The organism is Streptomyces sp. NTD91, assembly GCF_059510455.1.
Map to the genome: position 1 here is coordinate 45,980 of NZ_JCAJZW010000007.1, position 13,792 is coordinate 59,771.

14 protein-coding genes and 1 pseudogene are annotated in these 13,792 nt (G+C 73.1%); 7 read left to right on the forward strand and 8 right to left on the reverse strand.

What is annotated here, in order from left to right:
• Positions 1–61: 61 nt before the first annotated feature.
• Positions 62–520, forward strand: a complete 459-nt coding sequence (locus tag AC5WRT_RS10465; RefSeq protein WP_496092889.1) for a hypothetical protein — start codon at positions 62–64, stop codon at positions 518–520.
• A gap of 15 nt (positions 521–535) precedes the next feature.
• Here the strand turns inward: AC5WRT_RS10465 and AC5WRT_RS10470 are convergent, their stop codons facing one another.
• Positions 536–991 carry a hypothetical protein gene (locus tag AC5WRT_RS10470; protein ID WP_496092700.1) on the reverse strand — a complete coding sequence of 152 codons (456 nt, stop codon included), beginning with the start codon at positions 989–991 and terminating at the stop codon, positions 536–538.
• A 442-nt stretch (positions 992–1,433) separates the two neighbouring features.
• On the opposite strand from AC5WRT_RS10470, the gene AC5WRT_RS10475 reads away from it, so the two are divergent.
• Entirely contained in the window at positions 1,434–2,345 is a 912-nt protein-coding gene (locus AC5WRT_RS10475; protein WP_496092701.1) for a Gfo/Idh/MocA family protein, read from the forward strand.
• Here AC5WRT_RS10475 and lnt read toward each other — a convergent pair.
• From lnt to AC5WRT_RS10490, 3 genes are all read right to left on the reverse strand, one after another.
• Positions 2,263–3,837: an apolipoprotein N-acyltransferase gene (lnt, locus tag AC5WRT_RS10480; protein WP_496092702.1), complete on the reverse strand. Its 1,575-nt coding sequence runs from the start codon at positions 3,835–3,837 to the stop codon at positions 2,263–2,265. The two genes, AC5WRT_RS10475 and lnt, sit on opposite strands and share 83 nt — an antisense overlap.
• 128 nt (positions 3,838–3,965) lie before the next feature.
• Positions 3,966–4,442 (reverse strand): nuclear transport factor 2 family protein, encoded by a 477-nt coding sequence (locus tag AC5WRT_RS10485; RefSeq protein ID WP_496092703.1) that lies wholly within the window; start codon positions 4,440–4,442, stop codon positions 3,966–3,968.
• 425 nt (positions 4,443–4,867) lie between these two features.
• Complete coding sequence (locus AC5WRT_RS10490) at positions 4,868–5,047, reverse strand: hypothetical protein (RefSeq protein ID WP_496092704.1); 180 nt, start codon at positions 5,045–5,047, stop codon at positions 4,868–4,870.
• A gap of 198 nt (positions 5,048–5,245) precedes the next feature.
• Between AC5WRT_RS10490 and AC5WRT_RS10495 the strand changes: the two genes are divergently transcribed.
• A complete protein-coding gene (locus AC5WRT_RS10495) occupies positions 5,246–5,503 on the forward strand; it encodes a hypothetical protein (protein WP_496092705.1) in 258 nt (85 codons plus the stop codon).
• Here the strand turns inward: AC5WRT_RS10495 and AC5WRT_RS10500 are convergent.
• On the reverse strand, positions 5,481–5,951 hold the full coding sequence (locus AC5WRT_RS10500; protein WP_496092706.1) for a winged helix-turn-helix transcriptional regulator: 471 nt from the start codon (positions 5,949–5,951) through the stop codon (positions 5,481–5,483). The genes AC5WRT_RS10495 and AC5WRT_RS10500 overlap by 23 nt on opposite strands.
• 124 nt (positions 5,952–6,075) lie before the next feature.
• Here AC5WRT_RS10500 and AC5WRT_RS10505 point away from each other — a divergent pair, with 124 nt between their 5' ends.
• Positions 6,076–7,254, forward strand: coding sequence for a thiolase family protein (locus AC5WRT_RS10505; protein ID WP_496092707.1), 1,179 nt, complete (start codon positions 6,076–6,078; stop codon positions 7,252–7,254).
• 3 nt (positions 7,255–7,257) lie between these two features.
• Here the strand turns inward: AC5WRT_RS10505 and AC5WRT_RS10510 are convergent, their stop codons facing one another.
• Together AC5WRT_RS10510 and AC5WRT_RS10515 are read right to left on the reverse strand one after the other, a co-directional pair.
• On the reverse strand, positions 7,258–8,025 hold the full coding sequence (locus AC5WRT_RS10510) for a TVP38/TMEM64 family protein (protein WP_496092708.1): 768 nt from the start codon (positions 8,023–8,025) through the stop codon (positions 7,258–7,260).
• Between the two features lie 109 nt (positions 8,026–8,134).
• The gene (locus tag AC5WRT_RS10515) at positions 8,135–9,286 is read right to left on the reverse strand and encodes a glutathione-independent formaldehyde dehydrogenase (RefSeq protein ID WP_496092890.1); all 1,152 of its coding nucleotides are present in this window, start codon (positions 9,284–9,286) and stop codon (positions 8,135–8,137) included.
• A 139-nt stretch (positions 9,287–9,425) separates the two neighbouring features.
• On the opposite strand from AC5WRT_RS10515, the gene AC5WRT_RS10520 reads away from it, so the two are divergent.
• From AC5WRT_RS10520 to AC5WRT_RS10530, 3 genes are all read left to right on the forward strand, one after another.
• Positions 9,426–10,148, forward strand: coding sequence for a DNA alkylation repair protein (locus tag AC5WRT_RS10520; RefSeq protein ID WP_496092709.1), 723 nt, complete (start codon positions 9,426–9,428; stop codon positions 10,146–10,148).
• Positions 10,149–10,415: 267 nt separating this feature from the next.
• Positions 10,416–11,591 (forward strand): elongation factor Tu, encoded by a 1,176-nt coding sequence (gene tuf / locus AC5WRT_RS10525; RefSeq protein ID WP_496092710.1) that lies wholly within the window; start codon positions 10,416–10,418, stop codon positions 11,589–11,591.
• Between the two features lie 86 nt (positions 11,592–11,677).
• Entirely contained in the window at positions 11,678–12,523 is an 846-nt protein-coding gene (locus tag AC5WRT_RS10530) for a spermidine synthase (protein ID WP_496092711.1), read from the forward strand.
• On the opposite strand, the pseudogene AC5WRT_RS10535 reads toward AC5WRT_RS10530, so the two are convergent.
• Positions 12,485–13,779, reverse strand: a pseudogene (locus AC5WRT_RS10535) (MFS transporter). The gene AC5WRT_RS10530 and the pseudogene AC5WRT_RS10535 sit on opposite strands and share 39 nt — an antisense overlap.
• Between the last annotated feature and the right edge of the window lie 13 nt (positions 13,780–13,792).

A 13,792-nucleotide genomic window follows, 5' to 3' on the forward strand; every position in this document is an offset into this window, starting at 1 on the left:
CGGAATCCCCGCGGCGCCGATTAGCGTGAGCACCACAACGGTCGACAGCCCGGAGGGCATCGTGGCGGAGCAACACGAGCAGGCGGCGCCCGACGCCGTGCTCACACGGATCGGGCAGGTCGTGATGCTGCACCACGGCGGCGACCGCGAGGAGGCCCGCAGTCGCCTGCTGACCCTGTGGGCGGAGATCGGCGAGGACGGCGACCCGCTGCACCGCTGCACCCTGGCCCACTATCTCGCGGACACCCAGGACGATCCGGAGGACGAACTGGCCTGGGACCTCCGGGCGTTGTCGGCGGCGGAGGAGGTGGCCGACGGCGGCGCTCCGCCGGGTGTGCGGGGGTTCCTTCCCTCCCTGCACCTCAATCTCGCCGCCGACTACGTGAAGCTCGGCCGCGAGGAGGCCGCCCGGAGCCATGTGCGCCGGGCGCGCGAGGCCGCCGGCGCGCTGGCCGAGGACGGGTACGGCGTGGGGGTGCGGGCCGCCATCGGCCGACTGGAGTCACGGCTGGGCGAGTGATGTCGCGGGCGCGTTTCAGCGGCCGTAGGCCTGCTCGCAGATCCGCGTCTCCGGGCTGTCCGCGCGCCAGCCGCCGTACTTCCTGCCGAGGGCGCACACGTCCGGTGCCGTACGGACGGGCTTCGACCGGTCCGGTGCGGCGGGGTGCGACCGCCGGGGGCTCTCGGTGCGCGGGTGCGGGGCAGTCGGTGGGCGGTGTACGGTCCGGGGCGCCTCGGTCCGGTGCCGGGAGGCGGCCGGAGCCGGGTGCTGCGGATGCCGGGAGGGCCCTGTCATCTCCAGCGCCTCCTCGGCCGGGGCCTGTACCGCGCGGGGCTTCGCGCTGCCGTCCGTGCGGGGCACGGCCGGGATCGAGGTGGACGTGTCCCGGGGCGGCGCGGGTACCGCGGGGCGTTGTACCGTCACACAGCCGGCGAGGGCCGAGACGGTCACGGTGACCAGGAGCGCTGCGGTGGTCGTCGTTCGATGCACCCGCGCAAGGATGCTGGTTGTGCCCTGGGGCGCGCACCAGGGAGCGAAGGATCCTGCCCCCGCACGGGTGATTGCCTGCCTCCTACGGAGGGTTCCGGTGGCGCGGGGCTGACGTTCGGACGCCGGTGGCGCCGTCGATCCGCCGGCGGATCAGCGTGGCCGTTGTGCCGGGCGTACTCCTCGATCATGGGGGTGTAGATCCAATGACCTGGCCGCCTACACCGCCGCCCGCCGCCCGCGCACCACCGCGATCGCCCGCCGGGCGGTCGGAGCCGCCCGCGTGACCATGGCCGCGACCCCGCCGTCGTCGCCGTACGCGACACCGTGATCGCGGTCGTGTCGAGGGCCGTGTCCACGCTCCTCGTGCGCGGCTTCGACGGCATCGCAGGCTGGCGGTCGCCGTATGCTGCCGGGGACACAGTCAAGCGGTAGGGGAACACACGTGAAGGTCGGCTGCATCGGGCTCGGGGACATCGCGCAGAAGGCGTACCTGCCGGTGCTCGGTACGCAGCCGGGGGTCGACCTGCACCTGCACACCCGGACGCCCGCCACCCTGGAACGGGTCGCGGACACCCTGCACCTGCCGCAGGGGCAGCGGCACGGCACGCTCGACTCGCTGCTCGCGGAAGGTCTCGACGCCGCCTTCGTGCACGCCCCGACGGGTGCCCACCCCGAGATCGTCACCCGGCTGCTGGAGGCGGGCGTAGCGACGTACGTGGACAAGCCGCTCGCCTACGAACTCGCCGACTCCGAGCGGCTGGTGGCCCTGGCCGAGCGGCGCGGGGTCTCCCTGTTCGTCGGCTTCAACCGTCGGTACGCGCCCGGATACGCACAGTGTCTGGATCATCCGCGCGAGCTGATCCTCATGCAGAAGAACCGGGTCGGGCTGCCCGAGGAACCGCGCGCGATGGTCCTGGACGACTTCATCCACGTCGTCGACACCCTGCGGTTCCTGGTACCGGGCACCGTGGACGACGTCACCGTCCGCGCCCGGGTCCGGGACGGGGCGCTGCACCACGTCGTCCTGCAGCTCGGCGGGGACGGGTTCACCGCGCTCGGCGTGATGAACCGGCTCAGCGGCTCGAACGAGGAGATCCTCGAGGTCTCCGGGCAGGACACCAAGCGACAGGTGCTCAATCTCGCCGAGGTGATCGACCACAAGGGCCAGCCGACCGCGCGCCGGCGCGGCGACTGGGTGCCGGTGGCCCGGCAGCGCGGCATCGAGCAGGCGGTGCTCGCCTTCCTGGACGCCGCGCGTGCCGGTAAGCTGCTCAGCGCCCGGGACGCGCTGGCGACTCATGAGCTGTGCGAGCGGGTGGTGCGAGCGGTGCAGGGCCGCCTCGGCGCAGCCTGAGCGCCCGTACCCCCTCGGCGGCGCAGCACGCGGCCAGCACCAGCAGCGCGCCGCCCACCGGCCAGTCGCCGTAGCGGACGTACGGCGTGACGCCGTGCGCGAGCGGTACGTCGTACACCCGGGCGGCGCTCGCGCCGGTGCCGAGCCAGGGCCCGAGTCGCTGTCCGTCCGGCCCGTACACGGCCGAGACGCCGGTGAGGGTCGCGTGCACCATCGGACGGCCGGTCTCGGCGGCCCGCAGCGCGGCCAGCGAGGCGTGCTGCGCCGGTGCCCAGCTGTCCTGGAAGGACGAGGTGGAGGACTGGCCGAGCAGGACGTCGGCGCCGTCCTGGGCCAGATGCCTGCTCATGTCGGGGAAAGCGGTCTCGAAGCAGATCAGCGGGCCGATCCGCAGGCCGTGCCCCACGTTCATCACGACCTGCTCGGTGCCGCGCCTGCGGTCCTCGCCGGCCGCCTTGCCGACCGAGGTGGCCCAGCCGAGCAGGGAGCGGGCGGGTATGTACTCGCCGAAGGGCACGAGCCGCATCTTGTCGTACCGATCGCCGGTCCGGCCGTTCGGGCCGATCAGCTCAGAACTCTTGTAGATGCCGGGCCGGTCGGATCGGCGCGCGTCCACGTTGACCAGCACGTCGGCGCCGGTGGCACGGGACAGCGCGGTGATCCGCCGGGCCAGGTCGGGCCGGTCGCCCAGGTCGAACCCGACGCTGGACTCGCCCCACACGACCAGGTCGAGGTGCTGCCCGGCGAGTGGCCGGGTCAGTTGCTCCTCGCGGTCGAAGCGCTTGTCGGCGCTGTCGCGCCCGTCGACGATCCCGGGCTGCACGACGGCGATCCGCACGTGTCCGTCGACATCGGGCCGCGGCGCCCAGGCCCACGCGGCCGAGGTCGCGGCGGCCGTGGCGACGAGGGAGGCCACGGCCGGAACCCTGGACTCGCGGACCGACACCAGCACGGCCGCCGCCACGTTCACGGCCACGATCAGGAAGCTGAGCAGCCACACCCCGCCGACCGAGGCGAGCCGCAGCGCGGGGAAGACCTGCCACTGGCTGGCGCCCAGCATGCCCCAGGGCCCGCCAAGGCCCTGCCAGGACCGCACGAGCTCCACCATCAGCCAGCCGGACGGCAGCACCAGCAGCGCGGCGGCTCCCCGCGCCGGCGTCGGCCGCTCCCCCAGGAACCGGCGCACCAGCCACCCCCAGGGCGCCCACAGCGCGCCCAGCAGCGCGGCTATCAGGAAGATGAACACGTGCAGGCTCGGCAGCAGCCAATGGTGCACGGCCAGCAGGAAGCCGAAGCCGCCGCACCAGCCGTCGTACGCCGCGCGCCGCCCGGTCGGTGCCGAGCGGGCCAGCAGGATCCAGGGGACCAGGGCGACGTACGCGAACCACCACAGCGCCGGCGCGGGGAACGCGAGCACGGGCAGGGCACCGGCGACCGCGGCCGTGGCGGAGCGACGCCACGGGGAGGTGAGCCAGTGGTCGATCGTCCTCATGCGGACCCTCCCTGCCGTGCGCTCGTTCCAGTGTGCGCGGTGGAAGCGATCTACGACAGGGGGCACCTGATCCGCCGCCGAGCCCGGTCGCCCCGCGCGGGGCGACCGCTGGTCGGGTGCGGCAGGCCCTATGCACTCGCCGGTCCCTCCTCCGGGAGCCGGCGCCACTTCTCGTGCACGACCACCTCGCGCAGGCGCCAGCCCTCATGCGTACGGAGGATTCCGAACCCGTAGCTGCCGCCGCAGACCAGGTCCGGGGCCGTGGGGCCGCCGTCGGCCGCGAAGCGCATCGGGTTGAGGTAGTCGGCGCGTACCGCGGCCGTGTCGCCGGTGTCGTGTTCCAGGAGGCCGAACCGCACCTGGCGGTTGACGATCAGATGCTGCCGCATGGAGAACAGCGCCAGGCTCTCGGCGAGCCATCCGGCGACCCGTGCCGCGTCGCCCTCGATGCCGCCGGCCGAACGGTAGTCGGCCCGCCCGTCCGCCGTGAACAGTCCCCGGTACGCGCCCCAGTCACCTTCGTCCACGGCCACCGCGTACGCGGTGATCAACTCGTCGACGGCCAGTCGGTCCATCACGGTGGCGAGCTCCGCACGCTGCGTCATCGGCACAGTGTTGGGCATGGAGGGCGCGGAGCCAAGAGGCGCGCCGGGACATTCGTCCGGATCAGCAGACCGCTCGCACGGACCGGCCGGGGGTGAGCGCGGCGTCCGTTCGCGAGCGCGCTCGGCCTGCTCCTCCGTTCCCACGGCCCGGAAGAGATCGGCGACGGGATGCTCGAAGACCGACCGGAGCCGTTCTCGCCCTCCGGACGGATGCCGGCCGTGACGACGAGCAGCGATCTGTCCCTGGGGACTCGTGATGCCCGTGCGGCCGCGGGGGGCGACGAATGACGAAGTGGAGCCGGGACACCGCCGACGGCGAACCGGCGCTCGCGGCCGGGGTGCCGGTCGAGGAGCGGTCGCATCCGGTGACGGGCGGGGTGCCGACGCGGTTGCGGTCGTGGGCCGGCACGAGGCCGCCGTCCGCGTCAGGCCGCCTCGATGACCTCGCAGCGGATCGCCTCGGCCCACTCGACCACCAACTGCTCGTACTCCGCGCGCTCCTGCGCCGACAGTGTGCCGCCCGTGCGCAGCCAGAGCGCCCGGATCTGCTCGTTCACCTCGGCGGCGGACCGCACGGAACCAGAGAGCGGGGCATCGGGGGACATGCGGACAGCCTATGGGTAAGCACTGACACTGCGCTACCACCCGGCTACACAGAAGGTATGCGGTTGGTCACCGTCACCGGCGGCACGTCCTCGGTCCGTCCGCGCCACGGTGCAGCCTCGGCCTGCCGGGCCGCCCGGCGGAAGCAGGCGCGGACGGTGGGGAAGTGCCGGAGGGGCCGACGGTGCGAGAAGCCGCCGGTGCCCTCGCTCACCCGCTTCGGCGAGCGGTGGCGGCAGGGCACGCTCGCGGCGGCCGAGGTCACGGGGCGGCATTCGGTGCGGCTGGCGGCGGGTGACGCGAGGCACCTCGCCGAGGCGTTCGTGCACGCGGAACAGTCCGGCGAGCGGGGGTGGTTCGGGGTGTGCGGTCGGCTGGGCCTCCATGATGTGCCGCGGCAGGGCCTCGGCCGGCCGGCGCCGCCCGGCGGAGCGGCTACGCCGCCGTCGGTCCGGTGATCGTCCACCCCGGCGCCTGCGGACGTGCCGTGAGGTCTTCGGAGTGCACCTCCTCGCCGCACGCCCGGCAGGTGACGACCGGGACCAGTTCGCGGCCGCAGCTGTGCTCGACGGACATGGGGAGGTCGATGCCCTTGCGGATGTGGCGGTCGCCCCACTCCTTGAGCGTCATCAGGACCGGTTGCAGTTCCAGGCCCGCCTGCGTGGCCTGGTACTCGAAGCGCTGCGGGCGCTCGCTGTAGAGGCGCTTGGTGAGGATCCCGGCGTCCACGAGCCGGCGCAGCCGCGCGGCCAGGATGTCGCGCGGGGCGCCGATGTTGCGCACGAGCTGGTCGAAGCGGCCGTTGCCCAGGCACACCTCGCGCAGCACGAGCAGCGAGTACTTCTCCCCGACCACCGCGAGGGCGTCGGCGATGGAGCAGGGGCGGGGGTCCTTCGTGGCGGCCATGGAACCCAGTCTAGATGAGGGTTTGATTTTCAAATTGAGCGAGCTATGGTGAGTTCGGATTCCCTACTCACTGGTAGCTGCCGTAGCCCGCTGCGAGCAGCCAGGCGGCCAAGGAGGCCCCGCCATGCGCGACGCAGTGATCGTCGAAGCCGTACGCACCCCCATCGGCAAGGGCAAGCCCAACGGCTCCCTCGCCCAGGTCCACCCCGTGCAGCTGCTCGCCCACACCCTGCGCACCCTCGTCGAGCGCTCCGGCGTCGACCCGGCGCTGATCGACGACGTCATCGGCGGCACCGTGGACCAGGTCGGCGAGCAGGCCATGAACACCACCCGGTACGCCGTCCTCGCCGCCGGCTTCCCCGAGACGGTCCCGGCGACCACGGTGGACCGCCAGTGCGGCTCCTCCCAGCAGGCCGTGCACTTCGCCGCGCAGGGCGTGATCTCCGGCGCCTACGACCTGGTGATCGCCTGCGGCGTGGAGTCGATGAGCCGGGTGCCGATGTGGTCCAACGTGCCCGCGGGCAAGGACCCGTTCGGGCCCGGCGTCGCCGAGCGCTACCCCGAGGGCCTGGTCCCGCAGGGCATCAGCGCGGAGCTGATCGCCGCCAAGTGGTCGCTGACCCGGGCGCGGATGGACGAGTTCGCCGTCTCCTCGCACCGCAAGGCCGCCGCCGCCTGGCAGGCCGGCTCGTTCGACGCGGAGGTCGCGCCGCTGGACGGCGTCGGCCGCGACGAGTGCGTCCGTCCCGGCAGCACCCCGGAGATCCTCGCCGGTCTCAAGCCCGCCTACCACGACCCCGCCTTCGCCGAGCGCTTCCCGCAGATCGAGTGGAACGTCACCGCGGGCAACGCCAGCCCCGTCAACGACGGCGCCTCCGCCGTGCTGATCACCTCCGGCGACACCGCGGCCCGTCTCGGCCTGCGCCCGCTCGCCCGCCTGCACAGCTTCGCCGTCACCGGCTCCGACCCGCTGCTGATGCTCACCGGGGTGATCCCGGCGACCGAGAAGGTGCTGCACAGGGCCGGCCTGAAGCTCGCGGACATCGACCTGTTCGAGGTCAACGAGGCCTTCTCCAGCGTGGTGCTCGCCTGGCAGAAGGAGACCGGCGCCGATCCGGCCAGGGTCAATGTGCACGGGGGCGCGATCGCCCTCGGCCACCCGCTGGGCGCCAGCGGCACAAGGCTGACCACCACCCTGGTCCACGCCATGCGCGAGCGCGGTGCCCGCTACGGCCTGCAGACGATGTGCGAGGCGGGCGGGCTGGCGAACGCCATGGTCCTCGAAGGCGTCCGACCGGAGTGACCCCTACCGGCCCCGCAGCCGATGGCGCGTGCGCCGGGCCACGGCCACGCCCAGCAGCGCCGGTACGACGATGCAGGCCAGCGCGATGAGGAAGGCGGGCGAGGTCGGCGCGGATGCGCGGGCCCCCGCGACGGCGTACGCGGCGGTGTTCGGGATCGAGCCGACGGCCGTGGCCAGCAGGAACGGCCACCAGCCCATGCGGGAGACGGCCGCGCAGTAGTTCGCCGCGCAGAACGGCACGCCGGGAAGGAGCCGGACCGCCAGCACGGACCGGAACCCGTGCCGGCTGAGCCGGTCGTCGGCCGCCTTCAGCCAGCGGCCCCGCAGCAGCGGGCGCAACGCACGCTGCCCCAGCACCCGACCCAGCCCGAACGCCACGCCCGCCCCGAGCACCGTGCCGACGAGCGCCGTCGCCAGCCCGAGCTGCGAACCGAACAACGCGCCCGCCGCCAGGTTGAGCACCGGGCGCGGCACGAACGCCACGGTGCACAACCCGTACGCCACCGTGAACACCACGGCCGCCGCGGTCCCGTCGAGCTGCGGCGGCCACCCGTGCGTCAGCAGCCGTTGCGGCTCGAAGGCGAGCACGCACGTGGCGGCACCGGCGAGCAGGGCGAGCAACAGCGACAGCCGCGCGTACGGAGACACCAGCGCCCGCGCGCACCGTCCGGCGAACCCGAGGCGGGGCAGGGGAGACACGGGAGCGACGAACTCCGCGGCGGCGGCCTTGGGAGAGGCCGTGACGGTGCCGGAGCGGGTGGCATCGAGCATCCGGTGACATTAACCGACGAACGCGTGTCATCGTCGCCGGGGAGGCCGCGAAGGGCCGGGCGCGTGGCGCGCCCGGACCCCTGTGCCTCGCGGTCTTCTCGGGCTCGGCTCACGCGGCGAGCGCGTGACCCGGGTGGAGTACCACCTTCGTGTAGCCCTCGACCCGCTTGTCGAACTTCTCGTACGCCTGCGGAGCCTGCTCCAGCGGCAGCTCGTGGGAGACCACGAAACTGGGCTTGGCCCGCCCGGCGATGATCAGGTCGCGCAACTGGCGGTTGTACTGCTTGACGTTGCACTGGCCCGTTCCCATCTGCTGGCCCTTCTCGAACATCCTGCCGATGGAGACCAGCAGTTGGCCGTGCTTGGCGTGCTCGTCGGGGCCGCCCGGGTCCGAGGGTACGTACAGGCCCGGCACACCGAGCATGCCCGTCGGCCGTACCGTCTCGACCAGCGCGTTCAGGACGATGGCCGGTTCCTCGTGGCTGGCGTCGTGGGCCTGGGCCTGGTAGCCGACGGCGTCGACGCCCTTGTCGGTTCCCTCACCTCCTGTCTGCTCCTTGATCTGCTCCGCCGGGTCGCCCTTGGTGAAGTCGATGGGGATGGCTCCTATCTCCTCCGCCTTGGCGAGCCGCTCGGGCACCCGGTCGACGGAGAACACCTTCGCCGCACCTCGCAGCAGTGCGGAGTAGGCGGCCATCAGGCCCACCGGTCCGGCGCCGTAGACGGCCACGCTCTCACCGGGGGACACCCGGGCGAGTTCGCAGCCGTGGTAGCCCGTCGGGAAGATGTCGGCGAGCAGCACGAAGTCCGTCTCGAACTCGTCGCCCGGGGGCAGCTTCAAACAGTTGAAGTCGGCGTACGGCACCCGCAGCAGCTCGGCCTGGCCGCCCTTGTACGGGCCCATCGCCACATAGCCGTAGGCGCCTCCGGCGAATCCGGGATTGACCGTCAGGCAGAAGCCGGTCTTCCCGGCGAGACAGTTCTTGCAGAACCCGCAGGCGACGTTGAACGGCATCACCACCCGGTCACCCTTGGACAGGGAGGTCACGCCGTTGCCGACCTCCTCGATGACGCCGAGGTTCTCGTGCCCGAAGACGATGCCCGACTCGGCCGCGGTGCGGCCCTCGTACATGTGCAGGTCCGAGCCGCATATCGCGGTCGACGTGACGCGTACGAGCACATCGTTCGGATGCTGGATCCCGGGATCCTGGACGTCCTTCACCACCACACTGAAGGGTTCCTCGTAGACGACGGCTTTCACCTGTGTCACCTCCGCCCGCTACACCACCGGTACTTCCAGGTAACGCCGCCACGGAAAGGGGTGCAACCGGCGTCGGGCAGCGGCTGTGCAGCGGTCGGCGGCGCAGAGATGAACCTGTGTTCGATAGTATCGTCCGTGCATGACCGTCACACGGACGGCCCCGCCGCACGTGCCGCGCAGTGCCCTCGCGGACACCGTTGTCGACCGGGTGACGGCCGCCTTCACGGCCGCCGCCGACCCCGGCCGGGCCGCCCCGATGCGGGCGTACATGAAGGGCGTGGCGCCCTTCCTCGGCATCCCCGCCCCGGCCCGCCGCGCCCTGACCCGCACGGCCCTCGCGGGCACCCCGCGCCCGGACGAGGCCGACTGCACCGCGATCGCGCTGCGCTGCTGGGCGCTGCCCGAGCGCGAGTACCACTACTTCGCGGTGGACTTTCTGCGCCGGTACGCCGGTCGGTGCTCCTCCGGCCTCCTGCCGGTGACGCGGCACCTCGTCACGACCGACTCCTGGTGGGACACCGTCGACCCGCTCGCCGCGCACGTGATCGGACGCCTGGTCGCCGCCGATCCCGCGCTCACCGCCGACATGGACGCCTGGATCACCGACGCCGGTCTGTGGCCGCCGCGCGCGGCCCTGCTGCACCAGCTGGCCCGCAAGGAGACCACCGACACCGACCGGCTGTTCGGCTACTGCCTGCTTCAGTCCGGGCATCCCGGCTTCTTCGTCCGCAAGGCGATCGGCTGGGCTTTGCGCGAGTACGCCAAGACCGACCCCGACGCCGTACGGGCCTTCCTGGCGCGGGAGCGGGGCCGGTTCGCGCCGCTGACCGTCCGGGAGGCGCTGAAGAACATCGGCGCCTGAACCCGCCTCGGCTCGACCGTGCCGAAAACCATTCGACGTCGTACCGCCGCTCGGCGATGATCGACCCCATGTTCCGGTACGCCTTCCTCCTCGCAGCATCCGCCGTCGCGGATGCGCCGAAGGCTGCCGTCCAGATCCTCATGGCCGCCGTCGACGGCGCCCGAAGCTGACCCTCTCCGGAACGACCGGCGGACCCCGCGGGGGGAGGGTCGGCGAGTCCTCGGGGTCCCGCACCCTTCCACGCCTGAGAGGCTTCGAGGTACAGCCATGTCCAAAACGGCCTACGTGCGCACCAAGCCGCACCTGAACATCGGCACCATGGGGCACGTCGACCACGGCAAGACGACCCTGACCGCGGCCATCACCAAGGTCCTCGCCGAGCGCGGCACCGGAACCTTCGTGCCGTTCGACCGCATCGACCGGGCCCCCGAGGAGGCCGCGCGCGGCATCACCATCAACATCGCGCACGTCGAGTACGAGACCGACACCCGGCACTACGCCCACGTGGACATGCCGGGTCACGCCGACTACGTCAAGAACATGGTCACCGGCGCCGCACAGCTCGACGGGGCGATCCTCGTCGTCTCCGCGCTCGACGGGATCATGCCGCAGACTGCCGAACACGTGCTGCTGGCCCGGCAGGTGGGCGTCGACCACATCGTCGTCGCGCTCAACAAGGCCGACGGCACCGACGACGAGGAGCTGATCGACCTCGTCGAGCTGGAGGTCCGCGACCTGCTCACGTCCCAGGGTTACCCGGGCGACGCGGTACCGGTCGTACGGGTCTCGGGGCTGAGGGCCCTGGAGGGCGACCCGCGCTGGACGGCGGCCGTGGAGGCGCTGCTCGACGCGGTGGACACCTATGTGCCGATGCCGGAGCGGTACCTGGACGCGCCGTTCCTGCTGCCGGTGGAGAACGTGCTCACCATCACCGGGCGGGGCACGGTCGTCACCGGTGCCGTGGAGCGGGGGACGCTCCGCCTGGGGGACCGGGTGGCGGTGCTCGGCGCCGACGTGGAGACCGTCGTCACCGGGCTCGAGACCTTCGGCAAGCCGATGCAGGAGGCGCAGGCCGGGGACAACGTGGCGGTGCTGCTGCGGGGCGTGCCGCGGGACGCCGTGCGGCGCGGCCACGTCGTGGCGGCTCCGGGGAGCCTGGTGCCCGCCCGGCGGTTCACCGCCCGGGTGTACCTGCTGTCGGGGCGCGAGGGCGGTCGTACCACACCGGTCGCCACCGGATACCGGCCGCAGTTCTACATCCGTACCGCGGACGTGGTGGGGGACGTCGACCTCGGCCAGGTGGCCGTGGCCCGGCCCGGCGAGACGGTGGAGACGACCGTCGAGCTCGGGCGGGAGGTGCCGCTGGAGCCGGGGCTCGGGTTCGCCGTCCGTGAGGGCGGACGGACCGTGGGCGCGGGCACGGTCGGCTCCGTCGTTCCCTAGGCGTTCCAGGGCGTGGGGACGTGCCGGCGCGTCGTGGCCGGTCGCGCAGGTCCCCGCGCGCCTTCCGGGCGCGCCACAATGAACCTGTGACCGAGCAGATACCCGTGACCCGGACCACCGATCAGGGCACCGCCAAGCTGATGCCCGACGTCGATCGCGAGCGGGCGTGGCTGCTCACGGTCGACGGCGCGCCGCAGTCGTACGTCGATCTGGACGACCCGGCGCACCTGGAGTTCGAGTACGCGCGGCGGCTCGGGTATGCGCTGGACGCCGTCGCCGAGCAGGGGCGCCCACTGGATGTGCTGCACCTCGGGGGAGGGGCGCTGACGCTGCCCCGGTATGTGGCGTCCACCCGGCCGGGCTCACGGCAGGACGTCGTCGAGGCCGACCGGGGGCTGCTGGAGCTGGTGACCGAGTATGTGCCACTGCCGCGGGGCTCGGGCATCGCGCTGCACGCCGCCGACGCCCGGACCTGGCTGGAGGCGGCGCCGGACGATCACGCCGATGTGCTGATCGCCGACGTCTTCGGCGGGTCCCGGGTGCCGGCACATCTGACCACGCTCGCCTACGCCCGCCAGGCCGAGCGGGTGCTGCGGCCCCGCGGGGTCTATCTGGCCAACCTCGCGGATGCGGCGCCGTTCGCCTTCCTGCGCTCCCAACTGGCCACGTTCGCCGCCGTCTTCGAGGAGCTGACGCTGATCGCCGAGCCCGGGGTGCTGCGCGGCCGGCGGTTCGGGAACGCGGTGCTGGTCGCCTCGCACCGGCCCCTCGACACGGCCGCGCTGGCTCGCCGCACCGCGGCGGACGTCTTTCCGGCGCGGGTCGAACACGGAGCGACGATCAGCGAGTTCACGGGCTCGGCGCGACCGGTCGAGGACGCCGACGCCGTGCCCTCACCCGAGCCCCCCGACGGGGCGTTCGGCATCGGCTGACCCGGCCGGGGAGACCGTCACCCGCCGCGTGCGGCGGGTCGGCGTGCGGACGTCCGGGACCAGCAGCACCAGCGCGGTCACCAGCACGACCAGCCCGGCACACCCCCCGCAGCGCTGCCGGACGGCCGAAGACGTTCTCGACGGGCCCGGCGAGCGCGGTGGCGACGAGCATGAGCGAGACCGACCCGAACCAGTCGTACGCCGAGCCCCGGGAGAGCCTCTCCTCGGGGATCTCCTGGTGCAGCGCGGTCATCCAGGACACCCCGAACACCTCCACCGTCGTACCGGCCGCGAACACCACCGCGTCCAGCGGGCCTGCCGGCAGCGGTACGGCCAGGGCGGCGGCGGGCAGAGCCAGGGGGAAGACGCAGAGGGTGCCGGCCAGGAGCGGGCGGCGGGGTTTCCAGCGGGTCATCAGCACGGCGCCGGCCACCGTGCCCGCCCCGAACGCGGCCAGGGCCAGGCCCCGGGGGCCCGCGCCGCCGAAGTGGGCACGGGCGACCAGCGGGCCGTAGACCGCCTCGGCCGCGCCGACCACGGCGTTGGCGATCGAGAACTGTACGACGATGCCCCACAGCCAGGGGCGGCCGGCGAACTCCCGCCAGCCGTCGCGGAGATCGGCCAGCATGCCCTCGCCGGGGGCGCGCGCCGGGATGTGGCCGACGTCGAGGAAGGAGCGCAGGGCGCCCGGGACGGCGAAGGCCGCGGAGCCGAGCGCGAGCACCGATCCGGGGCCGACGGCAGCGACCAGGGCGCCGCCCAGTGCCGCGCCGCCGAGCGCCGCGCCCTGCGTGGCCATGCGGAACACGGCGAACGCCCGGCCCGCCTGGTCGCCCTCCACGGAGGACAGCAGCATGCCCTCGGCCGCCGGGCCGAAGAACGCCTGACCGGTGCCGCCGAGCGTGCTGAGCAGCACCATCTGCCACAGCCGGGGCTCACCGGTCAGCACGAGTGCGGCGAAGGCGCCCTGGGAGAGGCAGTTGAGGGCGTTCGCGGCGACCATCACCCGCTGCCGGGGCAGCCGGTCCGCGAGCGCGCGCCGATCAGCAGGAACACCACCAACGGCACGGTGCGCGATGCGGCGACCAGCCCCACGTCGCCGCCGTCGCCGCCCGCGTCCAGCACGGCGAACGCAGCGGCGATGAGCGAGCTGTTCGCGCCGAGGCCGGTCACGACGGCCGCGGCCGTCAGCAGCGAGTAGTTGCGGCCCCCCAGGAGGGTCTGCGCGGGCCGTTTGGGAGAGAGGGTTGGTTCACCGGGTGACTGTCG